The following is a 17,853-nucleotide window of genomic DNA, read 5'->3' as shown; positions in this document are numbered from 1 at the left end:
CTATAAGGAGGCGTAGTGGCAGACATTGACGACCCCCTTGAAGACATGGACCTCGATGAGGCCTGGGGGGATGCGCTAAAAGAATCCGGTGATATGGTGGCAGATGAGGACGATCTGGCCGCTGCGTGGGGGGCTGCCTTGCAGGAGCAGGGCGCTGGAAACGCAGAGGATATTGCTGCGCAATGGACTGCCCTTGCCGAAGATGTGGAAGCGGAGCTGGACGGGGCTAATCGTGGCTCTGATCGTGTGCTCAATCAGGAAGAGATTGATAACCTTCTGGGCTTCAATCTTGAGGATTCTCTGGATGGAGATGACAGCGGTATTCGCGCGCTCATCAATTCGGCGATGGTCTCTTACGAGCGCCTGCCGATGCTGGAGATCGTGTTTGACCGGCTGGTCCGGTTGACGACGACTTCGCTGCGCAATTTCACTTCGGACAATGTGGAGGTATCGCTTGATTCCATTAACTCCGTTCGTTTTGGTGATTATCTGAATTCGATCCCGCTGCCGGCGATCCTTGGTGTGTTTAAAGCGCATGAGTGGGACGGGTTTGGCTTGGTCACGGTTGAATCCTCGCTGATTTACTCCATCATTGATGTACTGCTGGGCGGTGGACGCGGCAGTAGCGCGGTGCGCGTTGAGGGGCGGCCCTATACCACCATTGAGACCACGCTGGTGCGCCGGATGATTGATATCATCCTTGCAGATGCGGAGCAGGCGTTCGCGCCATTGTCTCCCGTACGGTTGCCGTTAGAACGGCTTGAAACCAATCCGAGATTTGCCGCGATTTCGCGCCCTGCCAATGCGGCTATTCTTGTCGAGCTGCGTATCGATATGGATGACAGGGGCGGCAAGGTGGAGATCTTGCTGCCGTATGCCACGCTTGAGCCGATCCGTGAGCTGCTGCTGCAGATGTTCATGGGGGAGAAGCTGGGGCGGGATGCCAAGTGGGAAGAACACTTGGCTACGGAGGTTTACGGCTCGGAAGTGCAGGTTGATGCTGTGCTTTATGAAAACGAGATTTCGCTGCGACGGGTGCTTGGGTTTGAGGTGGGGCAAACATTGGTGTTTGACACGGAGCCTAAGGACCCGGTGCAGATAAAATGCGGTGGCGTGCCATTGACCGAGGGGGTTATGGGGCGCTTGGGTAACAATATTTCTATCGAAATTTCAAAGCAGTTGCGCCTGCCGAAAATGTCGTTGGCGGCCTTTGAAAAATCGATGCGTAGTGATGTGGAGTCCTCGTGATGCCTTTGGGACTGATTGTTGAGTGTGTGGTTGCGGTGCTATTGGTGGTGACCATTGGTTATTGCTATGTGCTGAATAAGCGCTTGAAATGCTTGCGGGCGGATGAGGCATCGTTGCGGGCGACGATTGCCGAACTGGTGACGGCGACGGAGATTGCCGAGCGGGCGATCTTGGGCTTGAAGTCTACGGCCGGGAATGCAGATCGGACTTTAGGTGCCCGCCTTGGGGAGGCTGAAGAGGTCTCGCGCAAACTATCTAATCAGTTGCAAGGCGGCGAAGATGTGTTGGAACGTATCGGCAGCGTGGCGGCCTCGGCGCAGGCGGTGGCGCCGCAAGCGGGGGTGTCGCAGCCCGCACCAACTCAGGCTCCAGAACCTGCAGCGGTGCAGCCGGTGGATGAGATGCCAGCGCGTAAAAAGGTTACTGGAGATTTGTGTAGGGCGGCCAATGAAACCGCTTCTCGGCTTGAACAATTCCGGCGGCGTACATCGGGGAGGGTTGCGTGAAACTAAGACTTCTGCCGCTTGTTGTATTTGCTGGTAGCTCGTTGCTGGTGCTAAAGGTTTTGAGCCTGACGCTGGAGGACAAGTACCACCTGAGCCTGCTTGGGGAAGCTGAAGCGCAGCAATCCAGCACTGAAGTAACACCTGCGGATGCTTCAACGGCAGCGCCAGTGGTGCATAAAGATGGGCCGCGCGATGTGCTATCCGACTTGGGGACATCTGTTTCAGAGCGTGCGGTGTTATCCAGCCTTGGCAAGCGGCGTGATGAGTTGAACTCGCGTGAGCATGCGCTTGAGCTGCGCGAGCAGATGCTAAAAAGCACCGAAGAGCGTATTAATCTGCGAATGGAAGAGTTGCAAAAGCTGGAAAAGGATGTTGGTACAGCGAAAACTCGCCAGAAGGAGGAAGCCAGCCAACAAATCGCCGATCTGGTTGAGATCTATTCGGCGATGAAGCCTAAAAACGCGGCACGGATCTTTGATCGGCTGGATATGAGCGTGCTCATTAAGGTTGTACAGCAAATGCAGCCTCGAAAAATGGCCGATGTACTTTCGGAGATGGATCCAGCGGTAGCGGAGCGGCTCACCATTGCTTTGGCATCTGGCGGACAAGCAAAGGTTCCTACGGCAAAAAGTGGTGTGAAAATGCTGCCAAAAATAAAGGGCAACTAGCGTTTTTGTTGGGGTGGTACAAAAAGGTGATGTGATGGGGCGGATTACGTGAGTGCATGCAAGGAAAGAAGTGTTGCTTTGAAGCGCGGGAGACAGGCAGGTGGCCTGCTCGCGCTCTTGTTGCATGTGGTTTTTCGTTCTGGCCTTTTTATTGCTGTGCTCGGGGCTACTGCTTTCAGTCATGCGTTTGCGGCAGATCGCGCTGCGCTGGTGGCTGCTGAAGAGCGCGGTTTTGCCCGGTTGATTATCAGCTTTCCTGAACAAACGCTGCTGCCCGCCTATGAGGCCTCCATTACAGCAGGTGTCCTGCGTCTGACATTTCCTCAAGGGGTCAATGTTTCCGTGGACGACGTTCCTGGAGCGCTGCCCGATTATATTTCTATTGCGCGTCGCGATCCTGACGGGACAGCCTTGCGATTTGCGCTAAAGCAAGCTGTGACGATCAACTCTATGGAGGCGGGAGAGAAGCTGTTTGTTGATCTGCTGCCGCAAAGCTGGACAGGTTTACCGCCCAGCCTGCCGAAGGATGTTGTTCGGGAGCTATCGCGACGTGCTGATGCGGCGCTGCGCCGGGTTCAGGAGCTGGAGGCCGAGAGCGAACAGGTGGTACCAGAAGTCCTGCTACGGCTTGGGCAACACCCGACTTTTTCGCGCTTGGTATTTGATTGGAATATGCCATTTGAGAGTGCATTTGTGCGTAATGGCAATATTGTACAGGTGATCTTCAATCGAGCTGCAGAGCTGGATGTGGCTCGGCTGAGTGTTGATCCGCCCAAAGGGGTGCTCGGGGCGACTTCCTTTGTGGAGGGGGATGAGCTGTTCTTCCGTATGCGTGTGGACCCACAGTCTCAGGTTCGTGCGTTTAAGGAAGGGGCGAGCTACGTTGTCGACGTCACGCCTGCACAACAAGGCGAACTCGATCCGCTTAACGAACAGTTCGCAGAGGCGCTGTCCTCTGGCAACGCACCGCCAGCAGGAGCCGAGGATCTTATCGTTTCCTTGGGGGAGGAGTTGCCAGCGGCAACGCAAGCGGCACTGCAACCGGACCCATTATACGTGCAGCAACAAGCGCCGCCTCCTGCGCCAGCGAATACAATTTCACAAAATACAGCGCCGCAGGCGAAGACGCCAACAGAGGTGCCTGTTAAAGGGGCGCAGGCTCAAAGGATAGAGCGGACTAAGGCGGAAAAGCCACAGCTTTCGCTGGCGCCGGTGCATGCGATTGGTGGGCTACCCGTACAAGCGCGACCTGTTAAGAAGACGGCTGTTCCAGCTGCGCTTCAGGTTGCCAAAGCGCCGCCGATGTCGTTGTTGCCTGAAGAGGTCAGCTCGCAGCGGACTCCTGCATCATCTTCGCCTGAACCTGTGCTTGTCTCTCAAAAGGCTGCAGAACCTAGACCGAGCGTCAGACCGACACTCAGCCGCCAGCAAGGCCCGGCCCCGGAGCCAAACAATACGACGCGTATTTTGCGCGAACCTCAGCTGCAAATTCAAGCGGGACGCGCTACGGCAAATGATTCTGTGCTGGCACCCAATGAGAGGCGGAGCGGCCCAGATGAAGCTGGTGCGGGTGATGTTCCTGCGCTGCCAAGTGAAAGAATAGTAAAGCGCGATCAGTCGCGTTTGCCTACCGATGAGCAAATGCCTGCTAATGGGCATATGTCTGAAGAGGAACAAGGGCAGCTGCGCGATGCTGTGGCGCCATTTGTCGCTGTGGTACCACACCAAAAACCAGCAGGAGAGCCAGTGCTAGCCCCGCACGCGAGTGCAGAATTGCGTGATGATCCTGTCCATGAGGTTTTACAGGAAGCACCGCTGATGCAAGGCGACGAAATTGGCGCCTTGGTGGCGAATCTGAACCGCCAAACTGGGCTGACTGGCGAAGATCAAGAGTTGCAGGTTAACGATGGGGTTGAGCCGCTTGCCACAATTGCAGAAAGCGAGGTCCTGCCTGAAGATGCCGCGTCAAAACGGATCTCGGCGGAAACCATGCCGCCGCAGCCGGTGATCGGCAGTGGTTTGGTGCATGTTGATGCGCGGCGGATTGACGATGTGGCGCGGCTGGAGTTCACCTTCGATGAACCTGTAAGTTCGGCTGTTTTCCAGCGCGGTAACCGTTTGTGGTTGGCTTTTGACAGTGATAAGGAGCTGCATATAGGCACTGGCCTGCGGATTCTGGATGAATATGCAACAGGTGCGGTGATGGACCGTCAAGGCGAGTTGGCATTGATGCTGCTGGAGCTGTCGGACACTGCCCTTGCGAGCCTTGAGACGAATGGAAACAACTGGGTTTTGACGGTAAGTTCGCGAGTATTGGCTTCCTCGCAGGCGCTGCCAGTTGAGCGGGTAGGCTTGCCGGAAGGGGGCACCGGTTTACGAATTGGTCTAGATAAAGTCGGGCATGTACACAAGTTGCTTGATCCTGTGGTTGGCGATGAAGTTATGATGATTACATCGTATCCACCCGTGCGCGCAGTGACGCGGCCACAGGATTTTGCGCAGGTTTCATTCCTCAAAGCCCTAAACGGGATCGCACTGCTGCCCAAGGTTGACGGCATTGAGCCGTTAATTGGTGAAAGCGAGGTTGTGCTCGGGCGTGCTGGCGGATTGGCCTTGTCTTCCACGTCGGCGGGTTTCCTGCTTGCGCAGGAAGGAGAGGAAAGTGTAGAAGCCGCTGACGCTGTCGGCCTGTCGCTGCTTGATGAGCAAACCCACAAGGATTTTCTTGGCAAGCTACGACAGTTTGAGGGGGCGATCGCGGCAGCTGATGAGGCGCAGTTACAGGGTTTGCGGCAGGAATTGGCACATTTTTACCTCTCTCAAGGCTTTGCGCATGAAGCTCTGGGTATGATGCAGTTGATTGAGCAGCAAAATAGCGCCATTCGCAAGGAACCAAAGTACGCGCTAATGATGGGCGCGGCACAGTATATGGCGGACCGGCCGGAAGAAGCGCTGAGGTATTTGCGTGCAGAAGAGCTTGGTGATCACCCAGAAGCGGCTGTTTGGCGGTTGTTGGCGCAACGAGCAAAAGAAAACTGGCCAGCGGTGTATCAAGAAATTCCATTGGCTGAGGAAGGGGTGCGGGGCTACCCAGATGCGGTTCGGAATGATGTTTGGCTTGCTATTGCCGGGGCGCAGATGGAACTTGGCAATTACGGGGCGGCGATTGGACGGCTGAGCGCGATTGAACCTGAAAACCTTTCTTTGGCCCAGCTGCGCACCTACGACTACCTTAGGGCAAGAACGGCGGAGGCATCAGGCCAACTGGTTGAAGCTCTTGACGGCTATGAAGAGATCGTCCGCTCTAGCGACGGGCCATTGGCGGCGGAATCTCAGCTACGGGCGACGTTGCTACGTTTTCGCGATGGCAGTACAAATGCGATTGACACGATTGCGGAGCTAGAAGGACTGGCTGCGACTTGGCGTGGAGATCGCACCGAGCTGCGAACTCTAGATGCGCTGGCGCAAATGAACGTGAGCAGCGGGAACTACCGGCAAGCTTTTGACGCCATGGGGCAGGCACTGGAATCTGACCCTGATTCTGAAATCACGCGCGAATTGCAGGCTAAGATGCAGAAGGTGTTTGCGGATATCTTCTTGCGGGGCGGGAATTCCGGGCTAGATCCGGTGGCGTCTTTGGCTTTGTTCTATGATTTTCGGGAGTTAGTGCCGCCGGGGCGTGAGGGCGATGTGATGGTTCGCCGGCTCGCCAACCGCTTGGTCGATATGGATCTGCTTGATCAGGCTGCGGCGATTTTGCAACATCAAATTGATCATCGCTTGCGCGGCGCTGCCAAGGCGCAAATCGCTGCGGATCTTGCCGTGGTGCATTTGCTAAACCGCAAGCCAGAGCAAGCGCTGCGTGTGCTTAGCCAAACACGACAGGGGCAACTGCCTGATGTGCTGCTGCACCAGCGGAATATCGTTGAGGGGAGTGCGCTGGCCGAAAGTGGGCGGCCGGATCTTGCTATCGAACTTGTTCGTAACATGCGCGGTGATGATGTGGACAGGCTGCGCGCCGATATCCTTTGGCAGGCGAAATCCTGGCGTGAAGCTGGCGAGCAGCTGGAAGCGATGCATGGCACCCGCTGGCAGGAAGCAGCGCCGCTTTCTGATCAAGAACAGATAGATGTGCTGCGTGCGGCGGTTGCCTACACAATGGCTGGCGAGCAGCTTAGTCTGGGGCGTTTACAACAAAAATATGCAGAAAAAATGCAGGGCGGGGAGCGTGCGAAAGATTTCGAGGTTGTTACACGGCCAATCGAAGAACGTGGCGTGGAGTTCCTGCAAGTTGTGAACAAGGTATCAGGTGAAAGCAATCTGAATGCTTTCTTGCAAGAGTACAGACGTCGGTACTTGGCGGAAACAGCTTGGCAAAGTAGCGCTGACGCCCCGATTGATCCAGATGGGACCGATTTGCAATTGGGTGAACCAGAGGGCAACAGCAACAAGGCCGATACGGGAAGCTAAGGATAGCTGATAAGAAAAAAGAGCGCGTTCTTCACTGCTTGTGATGACGCGCCCTTTTCCTATCGATTTACACTATCAGCTTAGCCGCCGCCAAAGCTGCGAACGAGTGATCCTGCGATCATCTGCCAGCCATCAACAAGCACAAAAAAGATTAGCTTGAACGGCAGCGAAATTACGACCGGCGGCAACATCATCATCCCCATGGACATGAGGACTGAGGCTACAACCAGATCAATGATAAGAAACGGCAGGTAAAGCAAGAAGCCGATTTCGAAGGCGCGGCGCAGCTCGCTAATCATGAATGCCGGAACAAGCACGCGCAGGCTGAGCTCTTCTGGCGTTGCCGGTGGTTCCTTACGGGAGAGGCTTTGGAACATCGTGACATCTTCAACCCGCGCTTGTGAGCGCATGAATTCATGAAATGGCTCTACGCCGCGTTCGGCAGCTTGTTCCACTTCAATGGTGCCGTCCATTAAGGGGCGGACTGCTTCGTCATAGGCTTTGGTAAAGGTGGGTTCCATCACAAAGGCCGTGAGGAACAATGCGAGGGCGATCATAACTGCGTTAGGCGGTGCTGTTTGCAACCCAATGGCTGTGCGCAGCAAAGAGAGCACCACAACAATGCGGGTGAAGCTGGTTACCATTATGAGTATGCTGGGGGCCAGCGAAAGCACTGTGAGCAGCGCGACGATTTGTAAGGCCCGTTCGGTGACGGTGTCGCCTTCGCCAAAGTTGATGCTGATAGATTGGGCTAGCGCTGGCGCTGCCCATAAGGCTGCGAAGGCGCAGAGCAGGAGGGCTATTTGCCTAAGGGCAGTATGCAGGAGTTGTTTCGGCTGCTGGGGTGCGCCCGCGCAAGAGGGTTTCAACAGGTTCTTGCGCGGGGACTTCAGGATGCGGCTCGGCATATCAGGCTGGCTTTAACTCACTTAGTAGGTCAGCCATCTCTTTGTCGAGGGCTTCAGCGGGAATTGGGTTTTTACTTTTTTCACCCTTGCTTTCCGCAGTTGCATCGTCTGCTGCTGCAGGCGCCTCTACCTTGTCCTCTTGCGTTGGATTTTCGTCAGAGTTGGATGCCTTGGCAACGGTCTCTTGAATGGCTGCTTCTAAATCAAGCTGATGCACATTCTCGGCATTCTCAGGCTTTTTATCAGCGTTGGTTGGCGTTGCATCTGGTTCCTTGGCTTCTGGGCTCTGAGTGCTCGTTGTCACTTCCGGGGACAAAGCTTCCTCAAGTGAGCTTGCCAGTTTCAAGGTTGGTACGGTTTCTTCAACAGGCTTTGTCTGGTCTTTCGCAAGCGCTGCTGTGTCGGCCACAACTTCGCTTTGCGCGGCTTCATCCTGTCGTTGCTTTTCCTGCTGAGCAGCTACAATACGTGCAGCGGGTCCTGCGGATGGGGGCGACACAGAGGCACGTGAAGCAGCCAGCGCACGGGCCGCAGCAACTTGCTGTGCCTGACGTTGGGCTTCTGTTACATGAACGCCGCCATTAGCCACGCTGCTATTGGTGCCGTTTGCTTTTACGGTTGCCTCTGCCTTGCGCAGACGCTCTCGGCTGGCAGCTAGGTGGCGTTGATAATCTGCCGAAGCACGCTGCTGGCGGGTCGCCGAAGGGGTCGACGGCTGGGCTGCGGGTTGGGCGATTTGTTGCTGTGGTTGTGTCGCTGTTGGCTGCGGAGCACTGGCGTGCAGGGCGTGTTCTTGCTGCATTGGGGCAGCTTGGGTTGTTGGCGCAGCTTGTGGTTGGGCGACCGCCTGATTGGACTGGGCAACGGCTTGCGGCTGCGTAATGGCTGCGGCCTGTGTGGCTTGCTGGCCTTGCTGCAAGGTTTGGTTGCGCTGCGTTTGGCCTTGGGGCATGGCACGCAGGATATTTTGTTCAACGACCAGATCATTCTGGCCACCCACAAGAATCAGATGCTCTACATTATCGCGGCGAACAAGAAGAAGGCGACGGCGGGCATCCAGCTCGGTAACATCCATGATTGCGATGCGGGGCTGGCGGTTGCGATAGCCTTTGTAATTGGTTTTGATGAAGGGCTTTAACACAGCGTAGCAAAGGCCCATTAGGCCAATTACAAGGGCAAGGCCAATGATTGCCCCTAGAATGTTGGCTACAGGTTCTGAAAGCCCGATGAATTCCATTAACCAATCTGCCATGGATCGTTTAGTCCTCAAAAAGTTGTTTAGCCGGTGGCTGGTTGGCGCGGGTGCCCCTGCCTGTTTTGGCGCCGGCCAACGATAAGCTAGAGGTATTCTCTTTAGGCTTTCAGCGGGGCAAAGACAAGCGTAACAAAAGGAGTGGCGCGCAGATCTCTAAAATTTTACCCTTCAATTTTACATTACGAAAACTTAGTGAAGCTGGCGCGACATTATGGATAATTAATGGCGTCTACGGGAGTTCCGTCAAGACTGGGTAGTTTTTACCGTGTCATTGAGCTGGTCTTTTGGGCACGGGCACTAAAATGGTTAACGAGGAAGCGGGAAAATTGGAGCTATTGCTTGTATTTCCGCGATTCCTTGGATTAATAATGGTTAATATTAACTATTTATCTCACATGGGGGCGGCAAAATTTTCCTATGATGAGTGTGGATGAGAGTCGCTTTACCGCAGGTTGGAAGAGGTGTGCACATGGCTATTACGGATTTGCCCCTGTTTCAGGCCTTGAAAGAAAAGATGGCGTGGCATCAAACCCGTCAGGGTGTATTGGCGGAAAATATCGCCAATGCAGATACGCCGGGCTATCAGGCCAAAGATTTGCGCGCCTATAAATTTGAGGGGCTGATGGAAGCCGCGCGTGGGCAGAACGGAACAACTGGGGCAACAATGCAACCGGTTCGCACTGATGAGGCCCATCTGGGTTCTGGTCCGCAACTGGCGCAGGTCTCTTCCCGCCGGGCGTTACAGATGCAGCAGGACGTGACACGAAAAGCCGGGCTTGAAGTGACACCAGACGGCAATGACGTGGTTCTAGAAGAGCAGATGATGAAGCTGGCGCAGAACCAAATGGATTATCAGATGGCAACAAGCCTTTACACCCGTTCACTTGGATTACTAAAGACCGCTTTGCGCCGTAGCGCCTAGGGTTTTTGTAGGTTTGGAGAGAGCCAATGGATTTCTTGAAGTCACTTCAGATTGCTGCCTCTGGTTTGCGTGCGCAGACGGGCCGTATGCGGGTGATTGCTGAGAATATTGCTAATGCGGATTCCACCGGGACAACGCCCGGGGCGGAGCCATACCGGCGAAAGGTGGTTTCATTTGAAAGTGATTTTGATCGCAAGGTTGGGGCGGAGCTAGTGAAACTTGGCAAGGTTGCGGGTGATCAAAGCGATTTTGAGACCCGCTATGAGCCCTCGCATCCTGCTGCTGATGCGAAGGGCTACATCAAGCTACCGAATGTGAGCACTATGATAGAGCTGGCGGACATGCGCGAGGCGCAGCGTTCTTATGAGGCCAATTTGAATGTTGTGCGCTCCAGCCGGTCTATGGTGCAGCGGACATTGGATATCTTAAAGGGTTAGGCGGCCCTGTGGCCTATCAAAAATGTAAGTGCCAGCTCGCATTGGCGGTTTTAACGGAGAGATAACATGGCAAATGCCTCACTTGCTGCAAATGCGTATAGCGCGGTTGCTGGATTGGTTAACAAGGGCGGTGAAGGGCAAAGCGCTGCCGGCACCACGGGCTTAAGCTCCGCTGGTTTTGACAATCTTGTGAAGTCGGCTATTGCCGAAGTGCGCGAGGGTGGGCAAGCAACAGAGGCGCAGGCGCTTAATCTGGTTGAAGGGCGCGCCAATGTTGTGGATGTGGTGACTGCAGTGGCAGAAACCGAGGTCGCCATGGAGACTGTGGTTTCGGTGCGTGATAAGGTGATCTCTGCTTATGAAGAGATTATGCGCATGCCGATCTAACGGTTTTGCCTTGCTGCGAAGGTAGGGCTTGAGGCTGCGCGAGCAACAAGCGGGACAAGTGAATGACAGGCGCGGAAGTTCTAGATATTGCCTCCAGTGGCATCTGGACTTTGATTAAGCTGTCTGTTCCGGTGCTGCTGGTCGGTTTGGTTGTCGGGGTGATTGTAGCGCTGTTCCAAGCGCTCACCCAAATTCAGGAGCAGACCTTGGTGTTTGTTCCAAAAATTATCTCTATTTTTCTTGCACTTTTGGTAGCATTCCCATTTATGGGTTCCGTGCTTGGTTCCTTCACCGAGCAGATATCGCAGCTAATAGTTTCCGGATTTTAGCCTATGGTAGACGGGTTGAGGCACGTGGAGGCTGGCGGCATCAAGGTGAGGGAGGCTGAGTGGAGATAGACCTAAGCTTCCTTTCTGCTTTTACTGCAGTGTTCTTTTTAGTTTTTGCCCGTGTGGGCACCATGATTATGTTGGTGCCGGTGTTTGGCGAGCGGGCGATACCCGTGCGTATCCGGCTGATTGTGGCGTTAATGCTGTGTTATGTGCTGTATCCACTAGTACAGCCGCTGTACCCGCTTGGCGAATTGCAACAGTTGCCGGTGTTGCTGCGCTATTTGTTTTTAGAGTTGGTGCTGGGTTTTTTTGTCGGGCTGGGGATGCGCTTGATTGCGTACGCCCTGCAAACGGCGGGGGCCATTATCGCCAATCAGAGCGGTCTGGCGTTTGCGATGGGTGGTGATATGACCAACTTTGGCGAGCAAGGCGCTATGGTTGGCAGTTTTCTGGCGATGCTGGGAACAACGCTAGTACTGGCGACTAATCTCCACTATGTGATTATCGCCGGTATTCATGACAGCTTTACCTTGTTTCCTCCCGGTCGAATTCTACCGGTGGGAGATATGGCACACATGGCGGTGGATACTGTCAGTCATGTCTTTGTGATTGCGGCGCATATCGGGGCGCCGTTTATCCTGTTTGGGCTCGTGTTTTACTTTGGGCTTGGGCTGTTAAACAAGCTGATGCCGCAGTTGCAGATTTTCTTTGTTGCGATGCCGGTGGCTATTCTGGCCGGGTTTACCTTGCTAATGTTGCTTCTCTCGACCTTAATGGGGTGGTACTTGCAGCAGTATGAGGCGGTGCTCTCGCCGTTTTTGGCGAACTAGGAGCGGAAATGGCCGAAGATAGTGACGATTCAGAAAAGACCGAGGAGCCCACGCAAAAGCGCCTTGATGACGCGCATGAGAAAGGGGACGTTCCCAAATCGCAAGAGGTGAGCACTTGGTTTGCCGTTTTGGGCACCGCGATGGCGATGACTTTTCTGGCAGATCGTACCGCTGGATCGCTTTCTGGGCTGCTAGAGAACTTTTTTGATAAGGCAGGACAAATGCGGCTTGATGGACCTGCTTTGGTGTTGCTCTGGCGCGATCTTGGACCGGCGCTATTGGCGATTATTGCCGCGCCAATGGCGGTGATGTTGCTGTTTGCGATGGCGGGCAACCTGATCCAGCATAAGCCGATTTGGTCTAGCGAGCGGCTGAAACCAAAGTTGGAGAAAGTTTCACCTTTAAAAGGCCTCAAGCGATTGTTCTCTCAAGAAAGCTTGGCGAACTTTCTCAAGGGTCTTGTCAAGATTCTCGTGGTTGCGGGATTGATGGGGCTGGTGTTGTGGCCGCAGCGACGGGTGTTGGACACTCTGGTTTTTCGGGACCTGCGACTTTTGCTTGAGGAAACTAAAGAATTGTCGCTGCAGCTGATTGGTGCCATCCTTGCGGTGATGACGGTGATTGCGGGCGTAGACTACCTTTGGCAGCGGCAAAAGTGGTTTAAAAAACAACGGATGACGCGCCGGGAAATTAAAGAGGAATACAAGCAGGCAGAAGGTGATCCGCAAATTAAGGCGAAGATTCGTGAATTGCGGGTTATGCGCTCTCGCCATAGGATGATGAGCGCTGTACCTGAGGCGACAGTGGTAATTGCCAACCCGACGCACTACGCGGTGGCATTGCACTATGAAGAGGGTATGGGCGCGCCTAAGTGTGTGGCAAAGGGTGTTGACGCGCTGGCGCTGCGTATCCGCCGGGTTGCCGAAGACGCGCAGGTGCCAGTGGTGGAGAACCCGCCTTTGGCGCGGACACTGCATGCGGCGATGGATTTGGACGAGTTGGTTCCGGAAGAACATTTTGAAGCGGTGGCAAAGGTGATTGGCTATGTCATGCAGCTGAAGAATAAGGGTGGGCAGCGTCCTTAGGGTTTCGCTTGCTTTTCGGGCGGTTTTATCACCTGTGGTTAAAGACAGGTAATTCTGAGGTGGCAATGGGTAACGCGCAGCAAGACGGCATTGGAGATCTGGCGGCAACTGCACCACGTGCGGGGAGTTTTGTAATGCTGGCCGGACTTTGCATTATGCTTGGCGGAGCTGTGGCGCTTTTGGCGCTTCTGGGGCTGCAGGTTGCAGAACCTTATCTTTACGGATTGTTGGGCGTGCTCGCGCTTGTGGGCGTTGCTGCGCTGTTTGCCTATGCAGTTGGCCTGTTGCGGTTTGGAGAGCAAGTAAGCGCACCTGAGTGGGGGGAAGCTTATCTGAATAGCCTTGAGGATGGCGTGGTGCTGTGCGACAGCGACGGACGTATCGTCTACACCAACCCTGCCTACGCGCGGATGAGTGGTCAGCCCGCCCACGGCGAGTTGCGCAGTGTTGCACGGCTGTTTTCAGCTGACCCGGATGCTGCAGATGCGATGTTTCGACTTGCTCAAGCACAGCGGGAAGGGCGCCAAGCAGAAGAGGAAATACGCTTACCCTATGCCGTTAGCGGTTTGGTGCGCCAGCCGCATTGGTATCGTGTAGGTGTGCGGCCAATGCAAAGGGTAGCAACACGGGGCGAGGTGCACAGCATTTGGCAGCTGCGCGACATCAGCAGTGAGAGGGATGCACAAGAAAATTCCTTTCAAGAGTTGCAGAAGGTTATCAATTTTTTAGATCACGCGCCCGGCGGCTTTTTCTCGGTGAATGGGCAGGGGCGAATTGTTTATCTGAACGCAACATTGGCTACTTGGCTTGGGCATGACTTGGCCAGCTCCAGTGATGGGTCGCTTGCATTGTCGCAGATGGTGCACGGAGACGGCGCCGCGTTGCTTAGCTCCATGAGCGGCGAAGAGGGCGAGGTAAAAACGCAAAGCTTTGATCTTGACCTTGTTGGGCGCGGTGGCAAAACCATTCCGGTTCGTTTGGTGCATCAGGTGCCGTTTGGTGTCGATGGTATGGCAGGGGATAGCCGTACTTTGGTACTCACGCGGCTTGAAGGGCGTCAGGATGAGGAGGCCTTGCGCGCGGCGGAGGTGCGGTTTGCCCGTTTCTTTAATAATTCCCCAATTGCGATTGCAACCCTGTCTGCTTCTGGCGCGGTTGTGCGTCACAATGGGCGGTTCTTGAAGCTTATGCAAGACAATGTGCAAGGGGTCGAGGGGCAGCCCTTTGCTACGCTCATTGGTGGCGATGCAAGCAGGGGATTTTCGACAGCTCTTGAAGCTGCCAAGGCAGGACAAGGGGATATTCCACCTGTCGAAGTTTCAATGGAAGTAGAGGGGCGGCAACGTTCGGCAACCTGTTATGTGTGTGCGATTGATGAGCAGGACGATGGCCAGGAAGTAGCAGTTGTTTATGCGCTGGAAACCACACAGCAGCGGGCGCTAGAGGAGCAATTTGCCCAGAGCCAAAAGATGCAAGCCATCGGCCAGCTGGCAGGCGGCGTAGCGCATGACTTTAACAATGTACTGACTGCGATTATTGGCTTCTCCGATTTGCTACTTGCCAGCCACCGCCCCACTGATCCGGCATTCCCTGACATCATGAACATCAAGCAGAATGCGAACCGGGCGGCTGGGCTTGTGCGCCAGTTGCTGGCCTTCTCACGGCGGCAGACCTTGCGGCCTAAAGAACTGGTTCTTGGTGATGTTTTGGCAGATTTGGATATTTTGCTCAATCGTCTTCTTGGTGAGAAAATCGAGCTCAAAGTGGTGCATGGGAGAGACTTGTGGCCGGTGATGGCTGATGTAAACCAGCTTGAGCAGGTGATCATGAACTTGGCTGTGAATGCCCGCGATGCCATGCCGGAAGGGGGGGAGGTTCGTGTCCTTACTGCCAATGTTGATGAAAGCGGCGTTGCTGGCATGGAGCAGGCACAGATTGTGCCAAAGGGCGATTATGTGATGATCGAGGTGTCAGACAGTGGCCATGGCATGAGCGCGCAGGTGCGGGAAAAGATCTTCGAGCCATTCTTCTCGACCAAAGAGGTGGGTAAGGGTACCGGATTGGGGCTATCGACTGTTTACGGTATTGTGAAGCAGACAGGTGGATACATCTTTTGTGAAAGTAAGGAAGGTGAGGGGACTTGCTTCAGAATTCTGTTGCCACGCTTTGCTGCCCCTGAAAAACATTTGGAAGCCGAGAAAAAGGCGGAGCCGCAAAAGGTAGCGGATCTTACCGGTTCGGCGCGAATTTTGCTCGTTGAAGATGAAGAAGCTGTGCGCGCATTTGCAGCGCGGGCGCTAAGCTCACGTGGCTATGAGGTATTCGAGGCAGGCAGTGGTACAGAAGCTCTTGAGGTAATGGAAGAGGAGGGGGGGGCTATGGATCTGGTGGTTTCTGACGTCGTGATGCCCGAAATGGACGGTCCAAGCCTGCTTGTTGAACTGCGAAAAATGCAACCGGATTTGAAAATCATTTTTGTATCTGGTTATGCGGAGGAGGCTTTCGAGAAAAACCTTCCTGCCGAGGAGACATTCAATTTCCTGCCAAAACCTTTCACGTTGAAACAGTTGGCGACCACAGTAAAGGAAGTGCTTGCCGAGTAAGTGGTTGCTGCTGTTTGAGTGGGCTCCGCTTCATGGAGTAAGATGCGATTGCACTCACGCTTTGTGATCGTGTCTGCTTGGGAGCTGTGCAAGGTCTTCGCCGCGTCTAAAGCTTGCAGGCAGGACAATGCGCGTTTTGAGTGAAGCTCTAGCGACATTTGTAGTCTCGAGATACAATTGCTGTAGGAGGCCTGCTCGTAAAGCCTTGCCGTGTTTTTGTCCTACATTTCGCGAGACGAAATTCTCGTTACAGGTGGTTCGTCAACGTACTCGTGCTGTAATTCGTTTCTTGTAAAGTGCGCGGAAGTGCTTCTGCAGGTTTGGTAATCATAGCTTTTGGCAAGTTGCCAGATAGGTGTGAACACTGTCGGACTAGAAACCGCTTGGAACTGAGGGCCACAAAACAAGCTGCGGCATTGCGCTAGCCGCTTTTTAAAGTGTTCGAAGATGTTTGCGTTTGCAGGCATTGGGTGTGGAAGCGGCTCGTTCCACACCATCTGAAGAATTAATGCTGTGCGGTTCGCCCCTTTACACGGCAGGTGCGCAAGTTGATGTGGCTTCCGCTTTGCTTTTTAGACCAAAAAGGCTGGACTGCGTGTTCGCGTCACCTGGAAGCTGGAAGGACTGCTCCTTGTCGGTGTAGGCGTTGTTAAGCAGCGCAAGGTCTTGAACAACAAGCGTGCGACACGGGCTGCCAGAAAAACGCAAACGCACCCGCACCACGCGCTCCCCCTTGTCCGAAGGACCAAACTCCGCGTCAAGTACATCGTTTTTGCGAGAGAGCGCATTTTCCATGATGACCATATTCGCTTCATCGCGGGTGATAATGGTGCCACGTTCCTCTGCGCTTGCGATGAGCGCTGTGCGGACCTGCTCAGGTGACGCTGCGACTATGATGGACTGCGTGCCTTCCTGATGACGCTCACTCGCAAGGTTTGCAGATGGACGGCGGCTGGTGGAAGACTGGCAAGCTGCCACAGCTAAAAGGAGCACGAGGGCGACCAGTTTGCGCATTATTCAGTATCCTGAGTCGGTAGTTATTGTTTTTCGTAATATATCGTGTTGTCGCCAGCTGCAAGCCATCGGGTAATGCTGCTTGCTTTATTGCGGCGACCCAAAGATTGTACCAGAGGTATTTTAGGGATCAATTGTTTTAGTAGTGCTTTAAGTTGCTTTAGTAAAATCCTAGGTGTTTTCTTGTGCGATGTAAGCCAAGGGACTGTGCCCCTTGGCATTTTTTTGATCGCATTGGCTTTGTCGACGTTGCCTAGCGTGTCTGTCTGTTGCTAGCGGGTGTACTCACTTGCGATTTGTGCGGCCAAACGGGCATTATTTTTCACCAGTGCGATATTGGTGACAAGGGAACGCCCTTTGGTGATTTTGAAGATGTGGCCGAGGATAAACGGGGTAACCTCTTTTGCTTTGATGCCTTTTTCTTCTGCAGCCTTGAGGGAAGCTTCGATAAAGCCGATCATTTCTTCCGCTGGAATCTCGTCTTCTTGCGGGACCGGGTTTGCGATCAGCTCACCGCCGTGGCCACCGAATTCGCCGCGTGCTTTAAGAAGCTTGGCAATGTCCGCCGCGCTATCGAGGCGGGTCGGTGCTTTGATTCCGCTTGTGCGGGACCAGAATGCGGGTAGCTCATCCACACCGTAGGAGATGACCGGCACGCCGCGCGTCTCCAAAACCTCCATGGTTTTTGGCAGGTCCAGAAGCGCCTTGGCACCTGCTGCGATAACGCATACCGGCGTGCGGCTAAGTTCATCCAGATCGGCAGAGATGTCGAAGCTTTCTTCCGCGTCGCGGTGAACGCCGCCGATCCCACCAGTCGCAAACACACGGATACCGGCTGCATGAGCGGCCATCATGGTTGCAGCAACAGTGGTGGAGCCATAGCGGCCCATGGCGATGGCGAAGGTAAGATCAGCGCGTGAGCATTTCATCACGTCTTTTGCCTGTGCCAGCTCTTCAAGTTCAGCATCTTCCAGGCCTACATGCAGCTGGCCTTTTAGTACTGCGATGGTGGCAGGTACGGCGCCATTGTCGCGGATGAGCTGCTCTACCTCGCGAGCGGTCTCTACGTTTTGCGGATAGGGCATGCCATGGGTGATAATGGTGGATTCCAGTGCGACAACAGGGGAACCGCTGGCCAGTGCTTCTGCGACTTCTTTGGAGTATTCGATTTTCATTGTTTTGCTCCGG

General features: G+C 54.5%; 15 protein-coding genes. 11 read left to right on the top strand and 4 right to left on the bottom strand.

Annotated elements, in window-relative coordinates; all coding sequences use genetic code 11:
* The first annotated feature begins 45 nt into the window (after positions 1-45).
* The 4 genes from fliM to AYK82_RS09475 are packed head-to-tail and all read left to right on the top strand — an operon-like array spanning position 46 to position 6,892.
* The gene (gene fliM / locus AYK82_RS09490) at positions 46-1,248 is read left to right on the top strand and encodes a flagellar motor switch protein FliM (RefSeq protein WP_068315642.1); all 1,203 of its coding nucleotides are present in this window, start codon (positions 46-48) and stop codon (positions 1,246-1,248) included.
* Entirely contained in the window at positions 1,248-1,754 is a 507-nt protein-coding gene (locus tag AYK82_RS09485; protein ID WP_068314569.1) for a DUF6468 domain-containing protein, read from the top strand. Before fliM ends, AYK82_RS09485 begins: the two co-directional genes overlap by 1 nt.
* The gene (locus AYK82_RS09480; RefSeq protein WP_068314566.1) at positions 1,751-2,422 is read left to right on the top strand and encodes a MotE family protein; all 672 of its coding nucleotides are present in this window, start codon (positions 1,751-1,753) and stop codon (positions 2,420-2,422) included. The genes AYK82_RS09485 and AYK82_RS09480 overlap by 4 nt, the downstream gene beginning before the upstream one ends.
* Before the next feature lie 48 nt (positions 2,423-2,470).
* Positions 2,471-6,892: a hypothetical protein gene (locus AYK82_RS09475; protein WP_156453315.1), complete on the top strand. Its 4,422-nt coding sequence runs from the start codon at positions 2,471-2,473 to the stop codon at positions 6,890-6,892.
* An 80-nt stretch (positions 6,893-6,972) separates the two neighbouring features.
* Here the strand turns inward: AYK82_RS09475 and fliP are convergent, their stop codons facing one another.
* Positions 6,973-7,800 carry a flagellar type III secretion system pore protein FliP gene (gene fliP / locus AYK82_RS09470; RefSeq protein ID WP_082733841.1) on the bottom strand — a complete coding sequence of 276 codons (828 nt, stop codon included), beginning with the start codon at positions 7,798-7,800 and terminating at the stop codon, positions 6,973-6,975.
* Position 7,801: 1 nt separating this feature from the next.
* Entirely contained in the window at positions 7,802-9,052 is a 1,251-nt protein-coding gene (locus tag AYK82_RS09465) for a flagellar biosynthetic protein FliO (RefSeq protein WP_068314563.1), read from the bottom strand.
* A gap of 472 nt (positions 9,053-9,524) precedes the next feature.
* Here AYK82_RS09465 and flgB point away from each other — a divergent pair, with 472 nt between their 5' ends.
* The 7 genes from flgB (at position 9,525) to cckA (ending at position 15,651) form a co-directional block, all read left to right on the top strand.
* Complete coding sequence (flgB, locus tag AYK82_RS09460; RefSeq protein ID WP_082733840.1) at positions 9,525-9,977, top strand: flagellar basal body rod protein FlgB; 453 nt, start codon at positions 9,525-9,527, stop codon at positions 9,975-9,977.
* A 26-nt stretch (positions 9,978-10,003) separates the two neighbouring features.
* The gene (flgC, locus tag AYK82_RS09455) at positions 10,004-10,414 is read left to right on the top strand and encodes a flagellar basal body rod protein FlgC (RefSeq protein ID WP_068314561.1); all 411 of its coding nucleotides are present in this window, start codon (positions 10,004-10,006) and stop codon (positions 10,412-10,414) included.
* Positions 10,415-10,480: 66 nt separating this feature from the next.
* Complete coding sequence (gene fliE / locus AYK82_RS09450) at positions 10,481-10,801, top strand: flagellar hook-basal body complex protein FliE (RefSeq protein WP_068314559.1); 321 nt, start codon at positions 10,481-10,483, stop codon at positions 10,799-10,801.
* Positions 10,802-10,863: 62 nt separating this feature from the next.
* On the top strand, positions 10,864-11,130 hold the full coding sequence (fliQ, locus tag AYK82_RS09445; protein ID WP_068314558.1) for a flagellar biosynthesis protein FliQ: 267 nt from the start codon (positions 10,864-10,866) through the stop codon (positions 11,128-11,130).
* A 59-nt stretch (positions 11,131-11,189) separates the two neighbouring features.
* Entirely contained in the window at positions 11,190-11,963 is a 774-nt protein-coding gene (gene fliR / locus AYK82_RS09440) for a flagellar biosynthetic protein FliR (RefSeq protein WP_068314556.1), read from the top strand.
* 8 nt (positions 11,964-11,971) lie between these two features.
* Positions 11,972-13,048, top strand: coding sequence for a flagellar biosynthesis protein FlhB (gene flhB / locus AYK82_RS09435; protein ID WP_068314554.1), 1,077 nt, complete (start codon positions 11,972-11,974; stop codon positions 13,046-13,048).
* Positions 13,049-13,113: 65 nt separating this feature from the next.
* The gene (cckA, locus tag AYK82_RS09430; RefSeq protein WP_068314552.1) at positions 13,114-15,651 is read left to right on the top strand and encodes a cell cycle histidine kinase CckA; all 2,538 of its coding nucleotides are present in this window, start codon (positions 13,114-13,116) and stop codon (positions 15,649-15,651) included.
* 528 nt (positions 15,652-16,179) lie between these two features.
* Here the strand turns inward: cckA and AYK82_RS09425 are convergent.
* Entirely contained in the window at positions 16,180-16,665 is a 486-nt protein-coding gene (locus AYK82_RS09425) for a hypothetical protein (protein ID WP_068314550.1), read from the bottom strand.
* A 272-nt stretch (positions 16,666-16,937) separates the two neighbouring features.
* The gene (locus AYK82_RS09420) at positions 16,938-17,840 is read right to left on the bottom strand and encodes a pseudouridine-5'-phosphate glycosidase (RefSeq protein WP_068314545.1); all 903 of its coding nucleotides are present in this window, start codon (positions 17,838-17,840) and stop codon (positions 16,938-16,940) included.
* Between the last annotated feature and the right edge of the window lie 13 nt (positions 17,841-17,853).

It is taken from the genome of Polycladidibacter hongkongensis (assembly GCF_001561995.1).
In the GTDB taxonomy this organism is placed as follows: Bacteria; Pseudomonadota; Alphaproteobacteria; order Rhizobiales; family Stappiaceae; genus Pseudovibrio; species Pseudovibrio hongkongensis.
The sequence above is the reverse complement of the archived record's forward strand: the minus strand, read 5'-3'. Positions and strand labels throughout refer to the sequence as shown.

Coding starts and splice junctions, on each gene's coding strand:
- fliQ (WP_068314558.1), top strand. CDS start 10,864: ATGACAGGCGCGGAAGTTCTAGATATTGCCTCCAGTGGCATCTGGACT.
- fliE (WP_068314559.1), top strand. CDS start 10,481: ATGGCAAATGCCTCACTTGCTGCAAATGCGTATAGCGCGGTTGCTGGA.
- AYK82_RS09465 (WP_068314563.1), bottom strand. CDS start 9,052: ATGGCAGATTGGTTAATGGAATTCATCGGGCTTTCAGAACCTGTAGCC.
- AYK82_RS09420 (WP_068314545.1), bottom strand. CDS start 17,840: ATGAAAATCGAATACTCCAAAGAAGTCGCAGAAGCACTGGCCAGCGGT.
- AYK82_RS09485 (WP_068314569.1), top strand. CDS start 1,248: ATGCCTTTGGGACTGATTGTTGAGTGTGTGGTTGCGGTGCTATTGGTG.
- cckA (WP_068314552.1), top strand. CDS start 13,114: ATGGGTAACGCGCAGCAAGACGGCATTGGAGATCTGGCGGCAACTGCA.
- fliM (WP_068315642.1), top strand. CDS start 46: ATGGACCTCGATGAGGCCTGGGGGGATGCGCTAAAAGAATCCGGTGAT.
- fliP (WP_082733841.1), bottom strand. CDS start 7,800: ATGCCGAGCCGCATCCTGAAGTCCCCGCGCAAGAACCTGTTGAAACCC.
- AYK82_RS09425 (WP_068314550.1), bottom strand. CDS start 16,665: ATGCGCAAACTGGTCGCCCTCGTGCTCCTTTTAGCTGTGGCAGCTTGC.
- flgC (WP_068314561.1), top strand. CDS start 10,004: ATGGATTTCTTGAAGTCACTTCAGATTGCTGCCTCTGGTTTGCGTGCG.
- flhB (WP_068314554.1), top strand. CDS start 11,972: ATGGCCGAAGATAGTGACGATTCAGAAAAGACCGAGGAGCCCACGCAA.
- flgB (WP_082733840.1), top strand. CDS start 9,525: ATGGCTATTACGGATTTGCCCCTGTTTCAGGCCTTGAAAGAAAAGATG.